General features: G+C 56.4%; 28 protein-coding genes. 8 read left to right on the top strand and 20 right to left on the bottom strand.

Going from position 1 to position 20,922, the window contains the following annotated elements:
* Nucleotides 1-75: 75 nt before the first annotated feature.
* Complete coding sequence (pgeF, locus tag QMZ29_RS08900; RefSeq protein WP_043143569.1) at nucleotides 76-792, top strand: peptidoglycan editing factor PgeF; 717 nt, start codon at nucleotides 76-78, stop codon at nucleotides 790-792.
* Between the two features lie 52 nt (nucleotides 793-844).
* On the opposite strand, the gene cspE is transcribed toward pgeF, so the two are convergent.
* From cspE to QMZ29_RS08915, 3 genes are all read right to left on the bottom strand, one after another.
* A complete protein-coding gene (cspE, locus tag QMZ29_RS08905) occupies nucleotides 845-1,054 on the bottom strand; it encodes a transcription antiterminator/RNA stability regulator CspE (protein WP_002221949.1) in 210 nt (69 codons plus the stop codon).
* A gap of 41 nt (nucleotides 1,055-1,095) precedes the next feature.
* A complete protein-coding gene (locus QMZ29_RS08910; RefSeq protein WP_002211058.1) occupies nucleotides 1,096-1,212 on the bottom strand; it encodes a DUF2627 domain-containing protein in 117 nt (38 codons plus the stop codon).
* Between the two features lie 680 nt (nucleotides 1,213-1,892).
* Nucleotides 1,893-2,927, bottom strand: coding sequence for an MBL fold metallo-hydrolase (locus QMZ29_RS08915; protein ID WP_043143568.1), 1,035 nt, complete (start codon nucleotides 2,925-2,927; stop codon nucleotides 1,893-1,895).
* 220 nt (nucleotides 2,928-3,147) lie between these two features.
* Here QMZ29_RS08915 and QMZ29_RS08920 point away from each other — a divergent pair, with 220 nt between their 5' ends.
* Nucleotides 3,148-3,438 carry a hypothetical protein gene (locus QMZ29_RS08920; RefSeq protein WP_033640076.1) on the top strand — a complete coding sequence of 97 codons (291 nt, stop codon included), beginning with the start codon at nucleotides 3,148-3,150 and terminating at the stop codon, nucleotides 3,436-3,438.
* 46 nt (nucleotides 3,439-3,484) lie between these two features.
* On the opposite strand, the gene QMZ29_RS08925 is transcribed toward QMZ29_RS08920, so the two are convergent.
* The 3 genes from QMZ29_RS08925 to QMZ29_RS08935 form a co-directional block, all read right to left on the bottom strand.
* Entirely contained in the window at nucleotides 3,485-4,846 is a 1,362-nt protein-coding gene (locus tag QMZ29_RS08925) for an amino acid permease (RefSeq protein ID WP_049203952.1), read from the bottom strand.
* 175 nt (nucleotides 4,847-5,021) lie between these two features.
* On the bottom strand, nucleotides 5,022-5,258 hold the full coding sequence (locus QMZ29_RS08930) for a DUF4060 family protein (RefSeq protein ID WP_025303167.1): 237 nt from the start codon (nucleotides 5,256-5,258) through the stop codon (nucleotides 5,022-5,024).
* Between the two features lie 74 nt (nucleotides 5,259-5,332).
* A complete protein-coding gene (locus tag QMZ29_RS08935; RefSeq protein WP_004927682.1) occupies nucleotides 5,333-5,635 on the bottom strand; it encodes a phage protein NinX family protein in 303 nt (100 codons plus the stop codon).
* 169 nt (nucleotides 5,636-5,804) lie between these two features.
* On the opposite strand from QMZ29_RS08935, the gene fos reads away from it, so the two are divergent.
* On the top strand, nucleotides 5,805-6,212 hold the full coding sequence (fos, locus tag QMZ29_RS08940; RefSeq protein ID WP_025303168.1) for a fosfomycin resistance glutathione transferase: 408 nt from the start codon (nucleotides 5,805-5,807) through the stop codon (nucleotides 6,210-6,212).
* 39 nt (nucleotides 6,213-6,251) lie between these two features.
* Here fos and QMZ29_RS08945 read toward each other — a convergent pair whose 3' ends face one another.
* Both QMZ29_RS08945 and mgrB read right to left on the bottom strand, forming a co-directional pair.
* A complete protein-coding gene (locus tag QMZ29_RS08945) occupies nucleotides 6,252-6,530 on the bottom strand; it encodes a YebO family protein (RefSeq protein WP_025303169.1) in 279 nt (92 codons plus the stop codon).
* An 81-nt stretch (nucleotides 6,531-6,611) separates the two neighbouring features.
* Nucleotides 6,612-6,755, bottom strand: a complete 144-nt coding sequence (gene mgrB / locus QMZ29_RS08950) for a PhoP/PhoQ regulatory lipoprotein MgrB (RefSeq protein ID WP_016927395.1) — start codon at nucleotides 6,753-6,755, stop codon at nucleotides 6,612-6,614.
* Between the two features lie 176 nt (nucleotides 6,756-6,931).
* On the opposite strand from mgrB, the gene QMZ29_RS08955 reads away from it, so the two are divergent.
* Nucleotides 6,932-7,165 (top strand): YobH family protein, encoded by a 234-nt coding sequence (locus tag QMZ29_RS08955; RefSeq protein WP_004927690.1) that lies wholly within the window; start codon nucleotides 6,932-6,934, stop codon nucleotides 7,163-7,165.
* Nucleotides 7,166-7,205: 40 nt separating this feature from the next.
* On the opposite strand, the gene QMZ29_RS08960 is transcribed toward QMZ29_RS08955, so the two are convergent.
* Entirely contained in the window at nucleotides 7,206-7,445 is a 240-nt protein-coding gene (locus QMZ29_RS08960) for a DUF2766 family protein (RefSeq protein WP_025303170.1), read from the bottom strand.
* A gap of 184 nt (nucleotides 7,446-7,629) precedes the next feature.
* Between QMZ29_RS08960 and QMZ29_RS08965 the strand changes: the two genes are divergently transcribed.
* On the top strand, nucleotides 7,630-7,842 hold the full coding sequence (locus tag QMZ29_RS08965; RefSeq protein WP_004927694.1) for a YccJ family protein: 213 nt from the start codon (nucleotides 7,630-7,632) through the stop codon (nucleotides 7,840-7,842).
* Between the two features lie 447 nt (nucleotides 7,843-8,289).
* Nucleotides 8,290-8,676, top strand: coding sequence for a helix-turn-helix domain-containing protein (locus QMZ29_RS08970; RefSeq protein ID WP_004927697.1), 387 nt, complete (start codon nucleotides 8,290-8,292; stop codon nucleotides 8,674-8,676).
* Nucleotides 8,677-8,697: 21 nt separating this feature from the next.
* On the opposite strand, the gene QMZ29_RS08975 is transcribed toward QMZ29_RS08970, so the two are convergent.
* The 5 genes from QMZ29_RS08975 to lysM all read right to left on the bottom strand — a co-directional run bounded on the left by QMZ29_RS08975 (nucleotide 8,698) and on the right by lysM (nucleotide 11,577).
* A complete protein-coding gene (locus tag QMZ29_RS08975) occupies nucleotides 8,698-9,051 on the bottom strand; it encodes a DUF1304 domain-containing protein (protein WP_025303172.1) in 354 nt (117 codons plus the stop codon).
* A 427-nt stretch (nucleotides 9,052-9,478) separates the two neighbouring features.
* Nucleotides 9,479-10,420 carry a pirin family protein gene (locus QMZ29_RS08980; protein WP_049203954.1) on the bottom strand — a complete coding sequence of 314 codons (942 nt, stop codon included), beginning with the start codon at nucleotides 10,418-10,420 and terminating at the stop codon, nucleotides 9,479-9,481.
* Between the two features lie 101 nt (nucleotides 10,421-10,521).
* A complete protein-coding gene (locus tag QMZ29_RS08985; protein ID WP_162837923.1) occupies nucleotides 10,522-10,686 on the bottom strand; it encodes a hypothetical protein in 165 nt (54 codons plus the stop codon).
* A 23-nt stretch (nucleotides 10,687-10,709) separates the two neighbouring features.
* Nucleotides 10,710-10,865 carry a hypothetical protein gene (locus QMZ29_RS08990; RefSeq protein WP_016927390.1) on the bottom strand — a complete coding sequence of 52 codons (156 nt, stop codon included), beginning with the start codon at nucleotides 10,863-10,865 and terminating at the stop codon, nucleotides 10,710-10,712.
* A gap of 265 nt (nucleotides 10,866-11,130) precedes the next feature.
* Entirely contained in the window at nucleotides 11,131-11,577 is a 447-nt protein-coding gene (gene lysM / locus QMZ29_RS08995; RefSeq protein WP_025303174.1) for a peptidoglycan-binding protein LysM, read from the bottom strand.
* Between the two features lie 228 nt (nucleotides 11,578-11,805).
* Between lysM and QMZ29_RS09000 the strand changes: the two genes are divergently transcribed.
* Complete coding sequence (locus QMZ29_RS09000; protein WP_004934567.1) at nucleotides 11,806-11,997, top strand: YdfD/YebW family protein; 192 nt, start codon at nucleotides 11,806-11,808, stop codon at nucleotides 11,995-11,997.
* A gap of 123 nt (nucleotides 11,998-12,120) precedes the next feature.
* Nucleotides 12,121-12,345 (top strand): biofilm development regulator YmgB/AriR family protein, encoded by a 225-nt coding sequence (locus tag QMZ29_RS09005; protein ID WP_016927388.1) that lies wholly within the window; start codon nucleotides 12,121-12,123, stop codon nucleotides 12,343-12,345.
* 242 nt (nucleotides 12,346-12,587) lie between these two features.
* Here QMZ29_RS09005 and QMZ29_RS09010 read toward each other — a convergent pair whose 3' ends face one another.
* The 6 genes from QMZ29_RS09010 to QMZ29_RS09035 form a co-directional block, all read right to left on the bottom strand.
* Nucleotides 12,588-13,670, bottom strand: coding sequence for a porin (locus QMZ29_RS09010; RefSeq protein ID WP_025303175.1), 1,083 nt, complete (start codon nucleotides 13,668-13,670; stop codon nucleotides 12,588-12,590).
* 567 nt (nucleotides 13,671-14,237) lie between these two features.
* Nucleotides 14,238-15,221, bottom strand: a complete 984-nt coding sequence (astE, locus tag QMZ29_RS09015) for a succinylglutamate desuccinylase (protein ID WP_043143868.1) — start codon at nucleotides 15,219-15,221, stop codon at nucleotides 14,238-14,240.
* A gap of 10 nt (nucleotides 15,222-15,231) precedes the next feature.
* Nucleotides 15,232-16,572, bottom strand: a complete 1,341-nt coding sequence (astB, locus tag QMZ29_RS09020; protein WP_173889482.1) for an N-succinylarginine dihydrolase — start codon at nucleotides 16,570-16,572, stop codon at nucleotides 15,232-15,234.
* A gap of 52 nt (nucleotides 16,573-16,624) precedes the next feature.
* Nucleotides 16,625-18,097 carry a succinylglutamate-semialdehyde dehydrogenase gene (astD, locus tag QMZ29_RS09025; RefSeq protein ID WP_060433904.1) on the bottom strand — a complete coding sequence of 491 codons (1,473 nt, stop codon included), beginning with the start codon at nucleotides 18,095-18,097 and terminating at the stop codon, nucleotides 16,625-16,627.
* Nucleotides 18,097-19,131: an arginine N-succinyltransferase gene (gene astA, locus QMZ29_RS09030; protein WP_049204091.1), complete on the bottom strand. Its 1,035-nt coding sequence runs from the start codon at nucleotides 19,129-19,131 to the stop codon at nucleotides 18,097-18,099. The genes astD and astA overlap by 1 nt, the downstream gene beginning before the upstream one ends.
* A gap of 52 nt (nucleotides 19,132-19,183) precedes the next feature.
* Nucleotides 19,184-20,398, bottom strand: coding sequence for an aspartate aminotransferase family protein (locus QMZ29_RS09035; protein WP_025303180.1), 1,215 nt, complete (start codon nucleotides 20,396-20,398; stop codon nucleotides 19,184-19,186).
* Nucleotides 20,399-20,922 lie beyond the last annotated feature (524 nt).

Raw genomic sequence — 20,922 nt, forward strand, 5'->3', positions numbered from 1 at the left:
CAACAACACCTGGCCAAGCGGGGAAAAAGCTGGCTACACTGAGAGTCTGTTTTCTCACGCAGGTGAACATAACTTATGAGCGATCGTTCCGCGCTGCTCGATGCGGTGCCCCACATTCAGCACGGCTTCGGCAGCAAACTCGCGCTGCTGCCAGGGCATCTGCTGCCCTACAGCGCCACGCTGCCGGAAAAAAAGCAGGTACACGGCACCCGCATCGTCGACGTGCTGCAACCGGCGCAGGCGTGCGGCGAGGCCGATGGTTTTTATACTCGCCAGCCCGGCATTCTGATCAGCGTACTGACGGCGGACTGTCTGCCGGTGCTGTTCAGCCGCCGCGACGGTGGCGCTATCGCGGCGGTACACGCCGGCTGGCGCGGGTTACTGGACGGCATTCTGGAGCAGATGGCGTCCCGCATTCGCCAAGATGGCGACACCGCCGATTGGGTGGTGTCTATCGGCCCCGCCGCCGGCCCATGCTGCTACGAAGTCGATGAAGCGCTGGTGGAGAATTTTAAACAGCGCCTGCCGCTGCCCGCCACGCTGATCAGCCCGCATTACCGGCATCTGGATCTGGCCGCAATTGCCGAATACAAGCTGACGGAGCTCGGTTTCGCCGCCGTTGACCGCGCCGGCAGTTGCACCATCTGCACGCCGGACGTCGACCCGCAGCGGCCGCAGCGCTTCAAATACACCAGCTATCGCCGCAACAGCCATCGGCGCGCGCAGGATCCGACGCATCCGGGGATCAAAGGCCGCAACCAGTACGCAGGCATCGTCATCGCCGCCGGATGACGGAAACGAAAAAGCCCGCGCGAAGGCGGGCTTTTTGTACAGCTGACGCTGATTAGATAGCAGTAACGTTTACTGCAGATGGGCCTTTCTGGCCATCTTGGATTTCGAACTCAACGTTCTGGCCTTCAGCCAGGGTTTTGAAGCCGTTACCCTGGATTGCAGAGAAGTGTACGAACACGTCTTTGCTGCCGTCAGCCGGGGTGATGAAACCGAAACCTTTAGACTCGTTGAACCACTTAACTTGACCTTTGATCTTTGCCATCTTGAGTATTTCCTTTGGATTGTTTAAACCGCCCGTGGGCGTTACATAGACAAACTAGAGTCGTTACTGCTTGAGGCACTAAGATAAGGATCGGCAGAGAAGCGGTATTCAACGCTAACGTCTTTACTCAGAACTTCTTTACTGAAAATGCCACACATATACAGAACTGTACCTCGTTTTACCCAGATGCGTTATCACATACTCTGTATGCGATGGCAAGCCATTTTTAATCACTGAACGACATGTCGCACATATTTGAAACGGTCGAGAGCCACATTTGCTTAAATAGGCCAAAAGATGTTGAAGCATCGGCTATTTTCTGCTTGCTAAAACCACCGCACCAGACCCCGCATTCTGGTGGAGTTTTAACAAAACTTTCATCGTTTTGTCGCATGTCCGTCTCGTCATTTTCGCTTTTTTGCCGCTTATAGCGTTAAAAAATTTGAATCTTTATGGAATTTGATATGCAACATTTGAATATCGATGAACGGGGGCCAATTTATTCATCGCTGCTCCGCCCCTTTACCGTCGAAAACGCATCATCATCAGCCTTCAGCCCTGCCGCCACACCGCGCGAGCAGGAGCAGCACACAGGCGGGCGATGATGTTACCGTCCTGCACAACGGTTGCATAAGCATGCAACGTCCAGACGCCTCTCCCGCTGGCCAGTGGCTTCATCCTAAATAATCCGAAAACCATCAGTCCGAATAACCGGAATAATCTTATGAATAGCAAAAGTGTGGCGTTGAATTAAATCCTGAAGATCGGGTGGTTATTTGAATCACCACCCGCACTTATCAATTTTGCTAATTACTGCCGCGCTTTCAAACCGTTGCTCTTATTCTTTCCTCTGTACCGCAGGGCGAAGAGACCACGCTTGCTGAGAATCCTGCAACGCGATGCGCTCGCCAATCTTCAGCGGGTGGAATTGATGCTGTTCAAGCCCCGCCTCACTCAGCGCCAGATTCAACTGCTGCGGCGGTTCGTCCAGCGACTCATCCGCCAATTCGAATACCCCCCAATGGATGGGAATGGCGCGCGGCTGATTGAGTTGACGGTACAGCGTCACCGACTGCTGCGGATCCATATGCTGCTCCTGCATAAACCAGCGCGGTGCGTAGGCGCCGATGGGCAGCGCCGCCACGTCGAACGGCCCCAGCCGTTGACCAATCTCCGCCAGCCGTTCCGAATAACCGCTGTCGCCGGAAAAATAAAACCGCAGCCCCGGATGGTGGATCACCCATCCACACCACAGTGAGCGATTGCGATCCCACAGCGTGCGCATGCTCCAGTGCCGCGCCGGCGTGGCGTAGACCGTCAGCTCGCCCAACGGCAGACTTTGCCACCAGTCCAGCTCATGCACCTTCAGTCGATAACGGCGGAACCAGCGCTTCAAGCCGAGCGGCACGATGAACTCGGCCTGAGGGAAACGCCGCGCCAATTGCCGCACCGTGCGCCTGTCAAGGTGGTCATAATGGTTATGGGAGATCAGTACCGCATCCACCGCCGGCAGTTGCTCCACCGTCAGGGGCGGCGGCGTTCTGCGCTTCGGGCCGTAAAAGCTCAGTGGCGATGCACGTTCGGACAACACCGGATCGATCAGGATATAGCGCCCGCTCAACCGCAGCAGCATCGAGGCATGCCCCAACCACCAGACGCTGTCGTCGTTGCCGCTGAGATCGGCAGGCTGCCACCAGCGTTCGGTAAATTGTGCGTAACCCTGCTGCGGCGGCTTGGGCAATCCCTGGCGCTTGCGTTCATCTTGCCAACGTTGAAGGTCCCCCTCCTGACGCCGCGAAGGTTCCAGGTTGCGAAATCCCTCCGGCGTATGATGCGCCTTGGCCGCGTCGTAATAACGGTTGATTCTTTTCATCCAGCCTTTTCTCCCGACCACTGCGCCCTGCACGGGCATGACTTTCAGTGTAACAAACCCGATGAAGCTCGCACTTTGTCAGCCGTGCGCTGCATCTCGGGACCTTTTGCCGTATGCTGTTGTCTCACTCCGGTGAGACAGCCAGGGCCGCCAAGAGCCCGTTAAGACTCTCTTAAGATCTTTGTGATTGACTTGTAGGGCATACAGAAAAGGAGAAGTTATGAGTCGTTCTACATCCCGCAAATCAGGCTCAAGCCTGGGGCGCCGTATTCGCAGCGCGCTGCTGGCGCAGAAGCAATACTGGAAAATGTATTTCGCCATGAAGTTGCGCCGTCTGCGCGTACCTGCACCGCTGGTGCTGCTGGGCGGTTCGCTGCTCGGATTCTTCATGTTGACCCTGCTGATGCTCAGCGTGGTGGCCATCGACGTGATCAGTACTCTGCTGTTGCTGTGCCGGAAACTGCTGGGGCGGGGGCACGGAGAGGGGCGCGCCTTTATGCCGCGCGGCTAACGAGAAGAGAAACGGAGGCGCGTCATACGCCTCCGCAGCACACAGATTAACGCTTGGCGTCTTTGCGGCGCGTCAGCATAAACCCGCACCACAGCACCGCAACCCACAGAGGCATCAAAAGCACCGAAATACGGATCCCTTCGCTGAAATACATAATCACCAGAATCAGGCCGAGGAACGCCAGACACAGGTAGTTGCCGAACGGATACCACAGCGCCTTAAAGCTGGGAATGACGCCCTGGCGGGTCTTGGCAGCGCGGAATTTCAGGTGTGCCAGGCAGATCATCACCCAGTTGATGACCAACGTTGAAACCACCAGCGCCATCAGTAACTCGAACGCCTTACCGGGCATCAGGTAGTTAATCAGCACGCCGATCGAAGTAATCAACGCCGACAGCGCGATGGACAGCACCGGCACGCCGCGCTTGTTAACGCGCGTCAGCGCCTTCGGCGCATTGCCTTGGCTGGCCAGCCCGAACAGCATGCGGCTGTTGGCGTAGACACCGCTGTTGTAAACCGACAGCGCGGCGGTCAATACCACCACGTTGAGCACGGTTGCCACCAGATTGCTGTTCAGCGCATGGAAGATCAACACGAACGGGCTACCGCCCTCCACCACTTGCCCCCACGGATAGAGCGACAGCAGCACAGTCAGCGAGCCGATATAGAAGATCAGAATGCGGTACACCACCTGATTGGTGGCTTTAGGAATGCTGCGACGCGGATCGGCGGCCTCCGCCGCGGTGATGCCGACCATTTCCAGGCCGCCGAACGAGAACATGATCACCGCCATCGCCATCACCAGCCCCGAGAAGCCGTGCGGCATAAAGCCACCCTGCTGCCACAGGTTGGTGATGCTGGCCTGTGGCCCGCCGTTGCCGCTCGCCAACAGCCAGGCGCCGAACACGATCATGCCGACAATCGCCACCACCTTGATGATGGCGAACCAGAACTCGGTTTCGCCATACAGGCGCACATTTACCAGGTTAATCAGGTTGATCAGCACGAAAAACAGCGCGGCGGAGGCCCAGGTGGGGATCTCCGGCCACCAGTACTGAATGTAGATGCCGACGGCGGTCAATTCCGCCATGCCGACCAGAATGAACATCGCCCAATAATTCCAGCCGGAAAGAAAGCCGGCGAAGTCGCCCCAATACTTATAGGCAAAGTGGCTGAAAGATCCGGCGACCGGCTCCTCCACCACCATTTCTCCCAGCTGGCGCATGATCAAAAACGCGATAAAACCGCCGATGGCGTAGCCCAACAGCACGGCGGGGCCGGCCATCTTGATGGTTTGCGCAATGCCGAGAAATAAACCGGTGCCAATGGCGCCCCCGAGGGCAATAAGCTGTATATGTCTGTTTTTTAAGCCGCGTTTTAGCGGAGTATCCTGATGCTGACCGCCCATCTTATCCTCATATGGCGTACACCCTTGCCGTTATCGGCCAAGATTTCACCAATCAATAAATGTATCTGCGGGCGGCTTTTTAACACTTAACCCCGTGAGCATCAAGGAGAAGCGCCCCGAGACGGCGTAGCGGAGCGCGATTTTTTAACCGTGAGAAAGCGTGAAATGGCGGCGTTCAGCCAGGCATGCCGCACAGTTTGGTCAGGTTGCGCGCGCCTATCATCAGCGTGGCGACATAAGATTGGCGACGCGTGACCACTTCCACCGCCACGCGATCGTTTTGATATTTTATCAGGTAGGTCGAGGGCCAACCCTGACGACGCTGGCCAAAGCTTTCGGCATGACGATCGATCGCCGCATGGGCAATCACCAGATGAGACAAGTTTTTATCACCTTTGATAATGCGCTTCATAAACAGCCTCCGCCAACGACAGCTCTGTTATTAGAAAAAGGAGAAACTCTTACCAATCACCGGTATTGTTCGACTCAGTTAGCCTGCCGGCTCATCAGGAAGCAGATCATCGCCGCGCGCAGCGGGCTGGCGCTGTCCGCCTGCCATTCACCGCCCTGGGTGCTCATGCGCGCCTGCCACTGCGGGCTGTCGCTTTGGTTGTCGGGGTTCAGACTGATTTTGTTGGCGCAAATGATCGGCCAGGCATCGGAGGGATTCTTGCAGTAATCTTTACCTTTCACGCCACCGTAGGGATACCACTTGTCCGGGTTCTCTCCGGTCAGCAGCGCGATGCTGCGGTTCACTTCGGCATCGCTTTCTTCGTACCATTTAATCATCGGCTTCATCCATCTTTCGTAAGGTTCGCGCTACATTACGATGTCTGTAAGACAGTTTTATGACAGTGCCGCCGGTTTTCACATTATCTGAACTAATGTTTTGCTCCCTTTAACTTTTCTCCCCTTCTGCGTACACTTTTCCTCTGTTTAGCGCCCAGGAAACGCACGCATGTTGACCGGCCTCAACCACCTGACGCTCGCCGTCAGCGATCTCGATCGCAGCTTCGATTTTTATCGTCATCTGTTGGGGTTTACCCCTCACGCCCGCTGGCAAGGCGGCGCCTATCTGTCGTTGGGGGCGTTGTGGCTGTGTCTGTCATTGGATGAGGCCCGCATGCAACCACGGGAGCGTGATTACACCCATTACGCCTTCAGCGTCGCGCCGGAACACATTGAACGGGTCAGCGAGCGGCTGCGCCAGGCCGGCGTCGAAGAGTGGAAAAGCAATCGCAGCGAAGGCGAATCGCTCTACTTTCTCGATCCCGATGGGCATCAGTTGGAGATCCATGCCGGCGATCTGGCCAGCCGCCTGGCGGCATGCCGGGAAAAACCGTATCAGGGCATGGTGTTTTACTGAAACGCCCCGGCGACGCTGCCGCCGGCCGGAGCATCATGTTCAACGTTCGGGGATAAAACCTTTGAAATCCAGCGCGGGGCTGAGATCGTCGTCGTCAGCCGCAGCGGCGCCGTCAGCGCCTGCGCTGTGCGCCAAACGCTTCAACAGCGCCGTTTGCTGGCGTTGTTGCTCGGCAATTTCCTGCAGCAGGCGAATCTGCTCGTTGGCGCGCACACTGGCGCGGTTCACCAGGAACCAAACCCACAGCCCGGCCAACAATGCCACAACGGCGAGCGCCAGCGACAACAGGCCGTTCTGGCCAAAACCTAAATCGTACATGGACAACCCTATCTACTGCGAAATTCAGGCCGCCATCTTAGCACTCGCGGCGGCCGTGCGAACATCCCTACCGAAAATTGCTTACCAGGGCACGAAGCGGGTCACCGAACAGATGCCCAACGCAAAATTTCCACCGTCGTCGCAATAGCTATCCAGCGCCAGCAGGTAGAAAAACAGGCAGGCAGCGACGGCCGTCATTATCACGAGGATTTTTTTTCGCAACAAATTTAGCAGCCTCATTGTTATCTGGGTAATCTATCGCGCATGTTATCACAGCGAAGTTAAACGAAGTTTAACTTTCCGTTTAGATTTCTGGCTATTGCCCGGTTTTCAGACTGTTACCCTTGTCGTCGCGCGGCAGTCATGGCTAGATGAACCCTCAGGGATAATGAGGAAGCGCAATGAGCAAATTGATTAAGTGGGTACTGGTGCTAGCGGTCATTTACGGCGGTTTTTTGATCTCGGGTTACGGCGTGCTGATCGGCAGCAACAAAAACGTTGGCGGGTTGGGATTGCAGTGCAAATACCTGACGGCGCGCAACGTGGCGATCGCCCAGTACGTGAATGGCGACAACGGTTTCATCGGCGTAGCCGACTGCCCGTTGTTCAAGAAAATCGAAACGGTGGTGGATTAACCGCCACCGCCCGACGCCGTCGCTTTGCGGCGGCCCCGCCTCAGCTGCGGGTGAATTTCATCTCGATCAGCGCAATCGCCTTGTCAATCGCTCGGCGTGTCACCGGATCGGCACCTGCCGGGTGCGTGGAGAAATCGATGCTTTTTAGCTGACCCGCCATCTTGTCGCGCACTTCGGTCGGCGCAATCACGTCGATAACGTCCAAAATCTGTTTGATGACCAGTTGGCAAGCGACCAGATCGGAGGCCAGTTCCTGCTCGTTGCTCAGCATGTCAGACATAATAATTTTCCCTCTTGATTCAAACGCCGCACAGAATAGCACGGCGTCCGCGCCATTGCCCGCTCTCCCCGTTTTTTTCCCCTTCTGCGCACCGCCGGGCAAAAGCCCGCGTCGGATTAGCCTATACTTGCAGCATGACGGTGGCAAAAAACCACCCATAAGCCACAACCAACAGGAGAAAGTTATGGCGAATCACAATGTGAAATCCTGGGCGACAGTGCGTGAAACTTCGGTGGAAATCGCCGAAGCCATTTTTGAGCTGGCAGGGAACGACGAAGTGTTGGCGCAGAAAATCTGGGAAGAAGGCAGCGATGAAGCACTGGAGAAGGCCTTTGCCAAAACCACCGCCGACCAGCTTTATTGGGGAGAGGAAACCGTCGAGCGGAAAAACGTTTGAGCGCCCGCGCAACAAAAAGCCCGGGTTTCTGACCCAGGCTTTCCCGATTAGCGAACGCCCCGCTCAGCGGCGTGCAATGTCTCTTGCTCTCACGGCTCTTCACCTCCCACACTTTCCGCATTTTTCATGCTCATCACCGGCATCGCCATAAAAGCGCCGACGCCCACGATTACAACCAGAGTAATAATCACTGTCATTAACATGCGATCACCCCATCAACGTTGAGTTGTTACGGCTGACTCTGTTTTGGCGGTTACTTGCTGTGGCCTTCTTTCCGTCCCCCACCGCGGCGGCGACAGTCTCAGATTAGCCGTTTTTCCTTTCTGCTGACAAGCGGCGGTTCAACGGTTTTTCCGAATAATCCCCCCCGGTCATCGGTGGCGTTTTTGTCCACGGCGGCAAGTTGTGTATACTTCACCGCTATGTAGGTCTCACACTGACGCACTGATGATACAAGAACACCACCTCTCATTGGTCTGCGCCCTCAGCAAATGGGTCGAAACTCACCTCGGACGAGTGATCCATCTCGAAGAGTTGGCCGAGTACTCCGGCTACTCGCTGTGGCACATGCAGAAGCTGTTCAAAGAAGCGACAGGGATTTCGCTCGGCAAATACATTCGCGAACGCCGTCTGGCCGGCGCGGTCTATCAACTGCGCAGCAGTGAAGCGTCGATCTTCGATATCGCCCTGGACTTTGGCTTCGGTTCACAGTCCCACTTCACCTACATGTTCAGAAAGCGTTTTAATATCACGCCCTATGATTTTCGCCAGGATTTGAGCGTCGATCTGCACATCGATCCGCCGCTGCACGTCATTCATCAAAAATCCGCCTGAAGCCCGCCGTAAACCGGCGGGTTAACGCGTCCCCCAGACCGCCAGTATCGCGATCGCGGCCGGCAGAGCCTGCACCCAGAGAATTTTACGGCTGGCGCTCAGGCCGCCGAATACGCCGGCCGCCAGCACACACCCGAGAAAAAACAGCTGCAGCGCCATATCCTCACGCCAGTAGCTCCATGCCAACCCCAACGCCAGAAAGCCGTTGTACAACCCCTGATTGGCGGCCAACACCCGCGTGGCTGCAGCGAACTCCGCCGTCGTGCCAAATGCGCGTCTGCCGAGTGGCGTACGCCACAGGAACATTTCCAACACCAGGATATAAAGATGGAGCGCTGCGATGAGCAGCAACAAAATATCGGCAAAGAGCTTCATGATGATCCCTGTCGTTTATTGAAGATGCCGTCAATTATAAACGCCGCCTCTCACCTCCCCATCGATAGAGATAAAAAAACCCGCCGAAGCGGGTTTATGCAGGAGTCATTTTTTGAGGTTAGTTTAATACGGCGACCAACAATGCCGCGACAAAGACCCAAAACAACGCCGTGGCAACCACGACATGGGACAGTCTTGCACGATAGAGTACCTGGCTCATAATGACCTCACTGACATCTGACTAACGGGAGACAACCTGACTTCCTGAGGATTATCCTAAACTTCTTCTCGTTGTCATTATATGCGCCAGATCACTTTTCCGCCGAGAAACCTTATATTGTCCTAAAGCTGGAGCCGCGATCACATTAATTACGTCTTATTAGAGCGAAATAAGCCGAATAACCGCGGCGATTATATCCTAACGCTATCAAACATCGCTCCAGGGCAGGCGTGGCGCGGTCATGCGCTCACCAGAATAACCGTCAACCGCCGGGAAACGCGGCGCCTCTTGCTCCCAATCATGCTGAGCCTGAGTAATTTCAGCTTTGGTATGGCCAACGAAATTCCACCAGATAAGGATCTCTTCGTTTAGTGGCACTCCACCGATTAATAATCCCCGGCTGCCCTTCCGTGCATTTAACCCAATAGAGTTATTCTTCATGCCCAAATAGGCAAACTCATCAGGTGAAAAAGTTTCACCATTAAGTTCAAATGCACCAATAAGGGGCAAAAAGCCGATTTCATAATCATCGCGCAGCGGCAATTCTATCCTCGCCGCTTCCTGCCACTCCATATCAATGGCAATTAGTGGCGAGAAAGCAAACACCGGTGAACGATAAGCGCCAAACTCCCCGACCAACAAACGGTGATTTACGCCGTTATTCTGCCATTGTGGCAAGTCAGGATAGTGATCGAAACGTGGCGCCATGTCGGCATGTTCGGCCGGCAGCGCGATCCATAATTGTGCGGCATGCAATCGCCGCTGCTCGCCCACCGACTGTTCCGTATGCGCAATGCCACGCCCTGCGGTCATCAGATTAACCTGCCCTGGGCGAATCACTTGCTCACTGCCGAGGCTGTCACGGTGCAGCACTTCACCCTCTATCATCCAGGTGAACGTTTGCAGCCCGATGTGCGGATGCGGCCCCACATCCATGCCGGGCGAGGTGCCGTTGAATACCGTCGGTCCAGCGTGATCGAGAAAACACCAGGCGCCGACGGTGCGCCGCTCCCGAGTTGGCAACGCACGATTGATCGGGATACCTCCCACTTCGGCATTACGCACGGCAATACGTTGTATCTGGCGCACGCCGTCAACGACAGGGCATTCGCGTGAAGATGAAGAGAGCGTAGGACGTGACTGACTCATCGCAAAGACCTCCTGAATGGCGCCGATTCGCCAAGGGTACCCCCCAATCTTAACACAGGGTAGCCTCCACAGAGCGGTGACGCTCAGCGCGTTCGCGCGATTCAGGACGCTTTGATATAGCAGCTCTTGATGTCTATATCGTCATGCGCGTGCCTGAGATCGGAGAAATAGGTCACACCAAAGAGAATTGATACCACCAGCAGCACGGACACCAACAGGCCGATGATCGCCAGCAGTTTGGTTTCATCATGGAGATTAGGCTCCATTTTATCTCCCCTAGTTAATCGCGTCAGGTCACCCACAGCGTGACCGCCAGCGTAAAGATAATCAGTGAGCAGGACGCCACCGCCAACACGACGATCGCAAATTGCGCATCACCCAAGGTTTCTCGATAATTTTTATCCGTTGAGGCGTTACGCTGTTGTTTCACTAAATCGGTTTTCACTCGTTCAACTGCTGCATTGCTGTTTGACGGGGCAAAATATCCCCTCAGAATAAGGCACGCACGTTGGCGCCTTGGTCGTTCCGGCCTCAACCGGGAGATGACGCTATCAATTTTCCCCATCAGGGTCAACACCGCCCCTGCCGGCGAGCGAGCAGGGACACAGGGGAGATGTAACTGGCATGGAGATCGCAGGGAAATAAGAGACGCCTATTGCAGAGGACAAAAAAAAGCCCGGTACGCAACCGGGCTATGGCAGACCTACGCGTTATTGCGGGATACGCAATACCTGCCCCGGATAAATCTTGTCCGGGCTCGACAGCATCGGCTTGTTGGCTTCAAAAATCTTGTTGTACAGATTGGCGTTGCCGTACATCTCTTTAGAGATCGCGCTCAGCGTATCGCCCTTCTTCACGGTATAGAAGCGGCTCTCGGCGTCGGGTTGCGTCACCGCCACCTTGTCTTCCACCCCGCTGATACCCGCCACGTTGCCGATAGCCACCAGGATCTTCTCTTTTAACTCCTGGCTGACGGCATCGCCGGTCACTACGGCTTTACCATCGACCACCTGCACATCGACTTTGTCGGTGCCCGGCAAGCCGCTCTTATCGAGATGCTCCTTGAGTTTGGCGCCTTGATCTTCGGCGGAGGCATTGCCGGTGACTGTGTCCCACAGTTTTTCTCCCGCTTCTTTGACGAAGTTAAACAAGCCCATATTCACTCCTTTTGATGGTTGCATTAATGCGTTTAAGTAAGGCTTGTTAAGCTTAGCATCGTCAAAAGGATATGCCATCCGCTCACGGCGCCAGAAACGGGTAGAGTATTCCGAAAGTGTCGTCAGCGGCGTTTCAACGGTGATTAATTGCGCAATGATGCTGAAAAATCGTGCTTTTTTACCTACACTGTTGCAGACAAGGCAACTCGACGAAGGAGGCGTGCAACGATGTACGCATTGGTGATGTTTGTCTGTTATCTGGATGGTGGCTGCAGTGAAATGGTGGTCGACATATTGCGCGACGAGCCACAATGCCTGGTCGCGATGAAGGAACAGAACTTGCGACACGCCGGTTGTTATCCCATGGAAGAGTTCATTGACGGCTTCTGGTTGCCAGCCAGCGAATATTCGGATTTTTAATTCCCTCCCCGCGCGATGCTGAGGAATTTCTGATTTCATCAGAAACTTCGCCTTCCTCCGAGGCATAAGGCCGCTGTTTTGCTAAATTGCGGCTCCCGAAGAAGAGAGAGACAGAGAAAGGTCATGCCAGCATCAGCTCATTCCAACGAGCAATATGAAACTCTGCTGCGCGACGTCAGCCTGGCGTTAGGCGACGCAGTGTTGCAGTTAATCAAAAACCATAAAAAAGTATCCGGCGGCAATATTCTTTCACAGCTGGTGACCGAAATAGAGCGGGAGCAGGATCAGCAACGTTTCGCCGCGCTGCGTTCCGCCATTGAGCTGGTCGGGTTGGCACCCAAAGGCTGAGTTCCCGATAAAACAAAGGCAGGGCTTGCGCCCTGCCTGAGGTTAATGACAAACCTGATGACATTACCAGGTTTACCGAAGACAACCTTTAAAATAAGGAAAATCAATTCATTGATTTTCGACTGCTCACCACAAAGGAGGAAAAACCACGCTTTTTCCTCCTTTGTCAGCAAGCTAAGGCAGGGCTTACGCCCTGCCTGATTACCACTCCCGACACAGGATGAAGGTAATGAAATTGCCGCTTAGAAGCGATACGTCAAGCTGACGGCAACGATATCATCGTTGGCCAGTTTCAGTTTGTTATTGTCGCTCAGCTGGTTGATTTGATAATCAACGTAGGTGTACATATTTTTGTTGAAGTAGTAAGTCGCCCCCACTTCCACATATTTCACCAGGTCGGCATCACCGATCCCTTCGATATCCTTGCCTTTGGACTGCACGTAGCCCAAGGAAGGACGCAGGCCGTTTTCGAACTGATACTGGGCCACCACTTCGAAGTTTTGCGTTTTATTGGCGAAGCCGGAGGTGCCATTGACGCTGATCGGCGTCATGTTACGGGTTTCGGCATACATCGCGGCCAGGTAAACCTGGTTGGCGTCGTATTTCACTGCGGTGGTCCATGCAGTGGCGCTGTCGCCCTTACCATACTGCAGCTCTTTTTGCTTGCTGGTGCGGTTAGAATCAGAGAACGCCGCCGCTACGCCGATGCCGGAACCGCCGATGTCCTGGTAGTCCAGGGACAGGCCGTAACCGTCGCCGTTTTGCTTGGTCACGCTGCGACCGTCGCCGTCGTTTTTACCCTGATACTGCACCGCCAGATTCAGGCCTTCCACCAAACCGAAGAAATCACGGTTACGGTAGGTAGCCAAACCGTTGGAACGGGCGGTCATAAAGTTATCGGTATAGCTGTAGGAGTCGCCGCCGAATTCTGGCAGCATGTCGGTGTAAGCCTCGGCGTCATACACCACTCCGTAGTTACGGCCGTAGTCGAAAGAACCGTAGTTGCCGAATTTCAGCCCCGCGAAGCCCAGACGCGTTTTGGTGCCGGCGGTGCCCTGCGCTTCGTCGTGATTGGCCTGGACGTTGTATTCCCACTGACCGTAACCGGTCAACTGGTCATTGATTTGCGTTTCGCCTTTGAAGCCCAGGCGAACATAGGTCATATCGCCGTCATTGGACTTACTGTCGCTGAAATAATGCTTGGCGTTAACGCGGCCGTACAGGTCGAGTTTATTACCATCCTTATTGTAGATTTCAGCCGCGTTGGCGAAGGAGGTGATCGCCCCGAGGGCGACAGCTAAGGCTAATACACTGCGTTTCATCATTTATTTTCCTAGATATTATAATTAGAACCCTGCCCGTCACGCCCAATTTATAGTTTGGGCTGTGATTTTATCTTTTGGTATTTTATGAGCCCCCCTAATGTGGGGTGATGTGACATTAGCATCATGAATCAAAACTTAAAATCAAAAAGTTCATGAAACAACGAGGAGAAAGCATGTTTATTTGTAACTAAACATTTCCAACAAGAAAGCATATAACCTATTGAATATAAGAATTTTTTATCACATAACTTATAACCAAAATGGTGCATCGCACTCTTTTGGTGCATTTTGGTTTCGTTTTGCGTGCTTTCTGCGCGATTCAAAAGTAACAACAAAATTAGCATGGTTATTAAAAACGTTACTTATTTCACATTTTTATCTTAACAATCTCACCAGGCAATTAAGGCTTTCAGATAACGACCTAATACCTCCTTTTATTCACGCGTATAAAAGGAGGTATTAGGAACGAATAAAATTCGCCTTAGGGCAATTAAAATAGCGGGAAATAGCAGAGCAAAATAATGAACGGAATAACGGCGGCGCGCTGACGGCGCCGCCGAGGATAAATCAATAGAGCGTAGAACGGGAAACTTCGCTCAACAGCATGCCAGCGCGCAGGCCCAGCGCCACAGTGGGGTTAGGGAACAGTATCCACGCGCCCTCTTGGCCAACGCGATAGTCTTCCTGCGGCTGCTCGCACAGCAACATCCCCGGTTTCAACTCGGTGAAGTTGGCCGTGTCATCATCCAGGTGCAGCTTGAAATCCTCGCTGTGTTTGATCAACGAATGCATCACACGGAATACCCGGATCGCCTCGCCCTCGCGCTCCGGCAACGGCCCCTCGCTGACCGCCGCCCGCAAAGCGCGATCGATGGCAGCAAACTGCTGTAGATCGTTGCTGCCAAACGGTCGCGCCTTGCCCAGCTCGAGCGTACAGCTCGCCGCATTGAGATGCTCGCTGGAATAGTGGCTAAACGTCCCGCCTGGTGCGCTGTGCACCACCAGCGCATCCAAATCGGCGGCATCCAGCAGCTTCAACATCGGCTCACTGTACGGGCGTTTCTGGAAAGGCAGAATGCCGAAACGTGGCAACCGCGATTCACGGATGGCGGTGTGCAGATCGTAATGGAAACGCGCCGCCAGTTCCCCATCGAAAAAGGCGGCGAGCGCACGCTCCAACTGCTGCGCACGCACGGTCTCGCCGCTGGCGGCGAAGTTGCGGTAGCGGCCGCCGAACATGCGGTTCATGTCGCTGTGCAGATAACGCTTGCCGGCCCGCATCGCTGCCGGGTTGCCCAGCACCACCAACAGCCGCACCGTCAGCGGCAACCGGCCGATCAGCAGATCGCCAACCAGCTGATTGAGCAGTTCAATCGGCGCGGTTTCGTTGCCGTGCACGCCCGCCGACATGACCATCGCCTGGCGGTAAGGCTGCCGCGGCATAAGCTCCAGCACGCCTTCCCCCTGCCAACGCCAGCGCAGCTGCGGCGTTTCACCTTGCCATTCGACGGGTTCGTTCCCTTCCAGCGTCAGGGGCAGTAGATCGATCATGCCGCCTCCCTTAGCGTTGGAACGGATAAATGGCGCCGAGACCGAGGATCGACGTCAGCGAATCCAGCGCCTCACGCCCTTCGCGCAGCAGCAGCGGATCGGCCAGGTCATCCTGCGTCAGGCGATCGCGGTAATGGCGATCCACCCACTCGTTCAGCGTCGCGAACAGCCGCTCGTTCATCATCACGCGTGGATTCACCGCCCGCAGCTCCTGCTCGTTGAGCGCCACCCGCAACCGCAGGCAGGCCGGGCCGCCGCCGTTGCGCATGCTTTCGCGCAGGTCAAACACGCGAATTTCATCGATCGGGCCGCCGCTGCCGACCATGTCGTTCAGATAACGCCACACGCCGGCATGTTGGCGCGACTCTTCTGGCACCACGATCATCATCTTGCCGTTCGGCTTGGTGAGAATTTGGCTGTTGAACAGATAGGTCGCTACCGCGTCCGCCACCGAGACGCGCTCTGTCGGCACCTCGATTGCCACCAGCTCGCTGTCCAGCGTCGCCATCTTGCGGCGCAAGTCATCCAACGCCTGTTGCTGGCGGTAAAACGCCTGCTGGTGGTGGAACAGCACGTTCTGGTTACTGACCGCTATCACGTCGTTATGGAATACGCCCTGATCGATCACCGCCGGGTTTTGCTGTACGAAGACCGTATGCTGCTCGTCCAGTTGGTGCAGGCGAGCGATTGCCTCGCCGGCTTCGCGCGTTTGGCGCGCCGGATAACGCGTCGGCGCCGTTTCGCCACCGAATTCCTGACGACCGTAGACGAACATCTGCACGCTGCGCTTGGCGTAGTCGCCGCCCAGACGGTTATGGTTGGCCGCCCCTTCGTCGCCGAATAACGCCACCTGCGGCAGCGCCTCGTGGTGGGCAAAATGCCGATCGTCGCTGAACATCGCCCGCAATACGGCGGTGGTGGTTTCCGCCTCGATGGCGCGGTGGAATTTATTGTTCAGGTTGGCGGCAGTGAAGTGCACCTTGCCGTCGGCGCTGTCCGCCGAGGGCGACACGGTGGCCGCATTGGCGGTCCACATGCAAGACGCCGAGCTGAGCGCCGACAGCAAACGCGGTGATTGACGCATCACCTGCGCCAGCACCGTCTCATCGCTGCCGCTGAAGCCCAGGCGACGCAGCATCGGCAAATGCGGCCGCTCCTGCGGCGGCAATACCCCTTGCTGGAAACCGAGATCGGCCAGCGCCTTCATTTTCAGCAGACCTTGCTTCGCCGCCAGCTTCGGGTTCGATACGCTATTTTGATGCTGCGTAGAGGCCTCGTTACCGAACGACAGCCCGGCATAGTGGTGCGTCGGCCCCACCAAACCGTCGAAATTGACTTCATATCCTGACATGGCTATCCCCTGGGGATGGCCTGCGGCAGCGCCATCGCGCCGCCGCAGACGATTAACGGAACGACAAGCCCGGCGAGAGCGTCGCCGGCAGCGACAGGCTTTCGCTTTCCAGCGACGCCATCGGCCAGGCGCAATAGTCCGCCGCATAGAAGGCGCTTGGGCGATGGTTGCCGGAGGCTCCCACGCCACCGAACGGCGCCGCGCTGGACGCTCCGGTCAGCGGCTTGTTCCAGTTGACGATGCCGGCACGCGCTTCCAGTAGCAACCGCTCGAACAGCTCACGCTGCGGCGATACCAGCCCCACCGACAGGCCGTAGCGCGTCCGGTTGGCCAGCTGCAGCGCCTCGTCGAAATCGCGGTAACGCACAATCGTGGTCAACGGCCCGAAGTACTCTTCGTCCGGTACGCCGGCCACGCCGGTCAGCTCGATGATGCCCGGGCTGAGCAGCGAACTGCCCGGCTCCAGCAGGCGCATGGTCAGCAGCGATTTGCCGCCCAGCGCCAGCAAGTTTTGCTGCGCTTTCAGCATGTTCTCCGCCGCGGCTGCCGACACCACCCCGCCCATGAACGGCTGCGGTTCGGCATCCCAACGGCCAACGCGCAGTTCGCCCGCGACCTGAACCAAACGCGCGATAAAGGCGTCGCCTTCCGCCCCCTGCTTCACCAAAATGCGGCGTGAACAGGTGCAGCGTTGGCCGGCGGAGATAAACGCCGATTGGATAGCCAGGTTGACCGCCGCGTCGCGATCCTCGAAGCCATCGACGATCAGCGCGTTGTTACCGCCCATCTCCAGCGCCAGGATCTTCTCCGGCTGCCCCGCCAATTGGCGATGCAGGTGATAGCCGGTGCCGGCGCTGCCGGTGAACAGCAGGCCGTCGATATCCGCACTGGCCGCCAGCGCTTCGCCGGTTTCCCGGCCGCCTTGCACCAGATTGATCACCCCGTCCGGCAGGCCGGCCTGCAGCCACAGCTTCAGGGTTTCCTCGGCGGTCAGCGGCGTCAGCTCGCTCGGTTTGAACACCACGCAGTTTCCGGCCAGCAGCGCCGGCACGATATGGCCGTTCGGCAGATGGCCGGGGAAGTTGTAAGGCCCGAACACCGCCAGCACGCCGTGCGGGCGATGACGCAGCACCGAAGCGCCGTCGGCCATCGCCGTCTGGCTAAAACCGGTGCGCGATTGGTAGGCCTGCAGCGAAATGCCTACTTTACCGATCATCGCCTGAATTTCGGTCAACGTTTCCCAACGCGGTTTACCGGTCTCACGGCTGATGGTTTCCGCCAGCGACTGTTTGTGCTCTTCCAGCAAGGCGGCGAAGCGTTTCACCAGCTGTTCGCGCTGTTCAAACGGCGTACGCGCCCAGGCGGGAAACGCGGCACGCGCGGCCTCGCAGGCGGCGGCGACGTCGTCAGTATCGGCGGCGTTAGCGCGCCACAGCGGCTGGTTGCCGACCGGATCGGCTTTGCCGAACTCGGCGCCGCGGCCCTGCCGCCAGACGCCGTTAATCAACAGAGCAGGATGGGACATCATGCTTTCTCCTGTGCAATAAGGGGGAGCACCCGCACCGGGCTGCCCTGCTCGACGCCCAGCGCCGCAGCGGTGGCGGCGTTGATATGCAGGCGGTCGTCATACAGTTCGGCATTGACCAACAGTGCGCGGTAGTTCTGATAGTTGTCGTTGGCCACCAGATGCACCGGCGCATCGGCGCGCATCGGCGTGTCATCCAGCACCACTTTCACCAGGCGGCTCTGCTTCACCGCGCGGATATGGTCGATCTCGGCTTCCAGCGTCGGGCCGCCGTCGAAGATATCGACGTAGCCCTGATAGCTCAGGCCTTCCGCCTCCAGCAACCGGCGTGCCGGCAGGGTTTGCGGATGCACTTCGCCGATCACTTTCTGCGCGTCTTCGGCCAGGAAATCGACATACAGCGGATGTTTCGGCATCAGTTCAGCGATAAACGCCTTTTGTCCGGTGCCGCTCAGGTAGTCCGCCTTGGCGAACTCGATGGAGAAGAAACGGTGGCCGACGCTCTCCCAGAACGGCGAACGGCCGTTTTCATCTGAGAAGCCGCGCATCTCGGCGATCAGACGGCGGGAGAAACGCTCGCGGAATGCGGCAATAAACAGGAAACGCACCTTCGACAGCAGTTTGCCGTTCTCACCGTGGCGATAGTCCGGATCGAGGAACAGCGTGCACAGCTCCGAATGGCCGGTATGATCGTTGCTGAGGAACAGGGTCGGTACCGATTTATAGACGTTCAGCTGTTTGGAGGCATGTACCTGCGTGCCGACGCGGAAGCTGTACCAGGGTTCTGCCAGGCCGACAGCCACTTCGATCGCGCAGACCCCCACCGCCTGCCGGCGCTCGCTATCCTCCAACACGAACAGATAACACTGGTCACTTTGCGGAAGTTCGCCTTGCCAGGTTTTTAACGCCCGCTCAATGCGTGCCGACAGGGTATCTTCATTTTGCGGCAGTGAAGTGAGACCGATGCCAGATTTACCGGCAAGCGTCAACAAATCCGCCAGATCGCGACGCTCTATAGGGCGAATAATCATCATAATGCGAACCTCTTCTGAATCAGGCTGCGCCGGTGAAGGCGCAGCCCGCTGATTAGCTGCAAATGCGCGCCACGGCGCGCGCGAATCGCGCCAGCCCCTCTTTTACATCCTGCTCAGGGATGATCAGCGACGGCGTGAAACGCACCACGTCCGGACCGGCGATCAGCGCGATGACGCCTTCTTCGTTGGCCAGTTGGGTGATCTGCTTCGCTTTGCCGGCATAGTCCTTCGTCAATTGGCAGCCGATCAGCAAACCGCCGCCGCGAATGTCGGCGAAGATCGGGTACTGGCGATTGATGTCGTTCAACCCGTCGATGAACCACTGGTGACGCTGTTTGACGCCTTCCAGCACTTCCGGCGTGTTGATGATGGAGAACACTTCCCCCGCCACCGCCGTCGCCAGCGGGTTGCCGCCGTAGGTGGTGCCGTGGGTGCCGACGCCCAGCGTTTTCGCCAGCGCATCGGTGGTCAGCATGGCGCCGATCGGGAAGCCGCCGCCCAGCGCTTTCGCGGTGGTCAACACGTCCGGCACCACGCCGTACTGCATATAGGCATACAGGTGGCCGGTGCGGCCGACGCCGGTCTGTACTTCGTCGAAGATCAGCAGCGCGTTATGACGATCGCACAGTTCACGCAGCCCCTGCAGGAAACTGGCTTCCGCCGGCAGCACGCCGCCTTCGCCCTGGATCGGCTCGACGATCACCGCGCAGGTGCGATCGTTGATAAGCTCGGCCGCTGCGGCCAGATCGTTATACGGCGTATGAGTGATACCGCCCGGCAGCGGCGCAAAGTCCTGCGAATATTTTGGCTGGCCGCCGGCGGACACGGTAAACAGCGTGCGGCCGTGGAACGCGTTGTTGAACGCCACAATCTGATCTTTACCGGCGCCGTGCTGATCGTGCGCATGTTTGCGTGCCAGTTTCAGCGCCGCTTCGTTAGCTTCGGCGCCCGAGTTACAGAAGAACACCTTGTCGGCGAAGGTGGCGTCGATCAGTTTTTTGGCCAGGCGCAGCACCGGTTCGTTGGTATAGCCATTGCCCAGATGCCACAGCTTGCCTGCCTGCTCCACCAGCGCCGCCTTGACCGCCGGGTGCGCATGCCCCAACGCGTTAACCGCGATGCCACCGGCGAAATCGATATAAGACTTACCCTGCTGATCCCACACCTGCGATCCTTCGCCCCGCACCAGAATAAAATCGGCAGGGGCATAAACCGGGACCATCCAGTCATCGAAAGACTGGCGGGTAACTGCGATTGGCTGTTCCATAGTGACCTCATAATCTCAGCAAAGGCTGAATTTTGACTGTAAGGGTCGCTCAAGCCCGGTTAGGCCGCCACAATGCAAAAAAACCGTTGTTCAAAACCGACTTTCGCGGCGGAGAAAATACTGTCCCTTACCGCCGATTTAGAAACAAATCTGTTACATAAAATCGATTTTTCACTATTTATGGCGTATATCCGGTCCCTGAGCGGGGAGTAAATGTTAACGAGCAGTTAAAATACATGTCGTTTGATAAAGAGTGTAGAGCAGCTATCGTGCCAAAACGGGATTTTTGCCGGATTTTGCTATTTTTTACGTTAAAACAACGGCTTATATTGAATATTTATTCATTTTCTATGCATTGGTAATGCATAAATTAAAAAATAAGGCCTAAAATCATCATTGCGCGCGAAATCCTATTCAATTACGAAAAACTTTAGAATTTCTGATCGGGCTCGCAAAAATAATTTCACCCAATTTGCTCGCCCTCACACTTTTTGCCCCAATTGGGTGCAGCGGTGCGTCAGGAT

This window comes from Serratia sp. PF-27 (genome assembly GCF_030053255.1).
GTDB lineage: Bacteria > Pseudomonadota > Gammaproteobacteria > Enterobacterales > Enterobacteriaceae > Serratia > Serratia bockelmannii.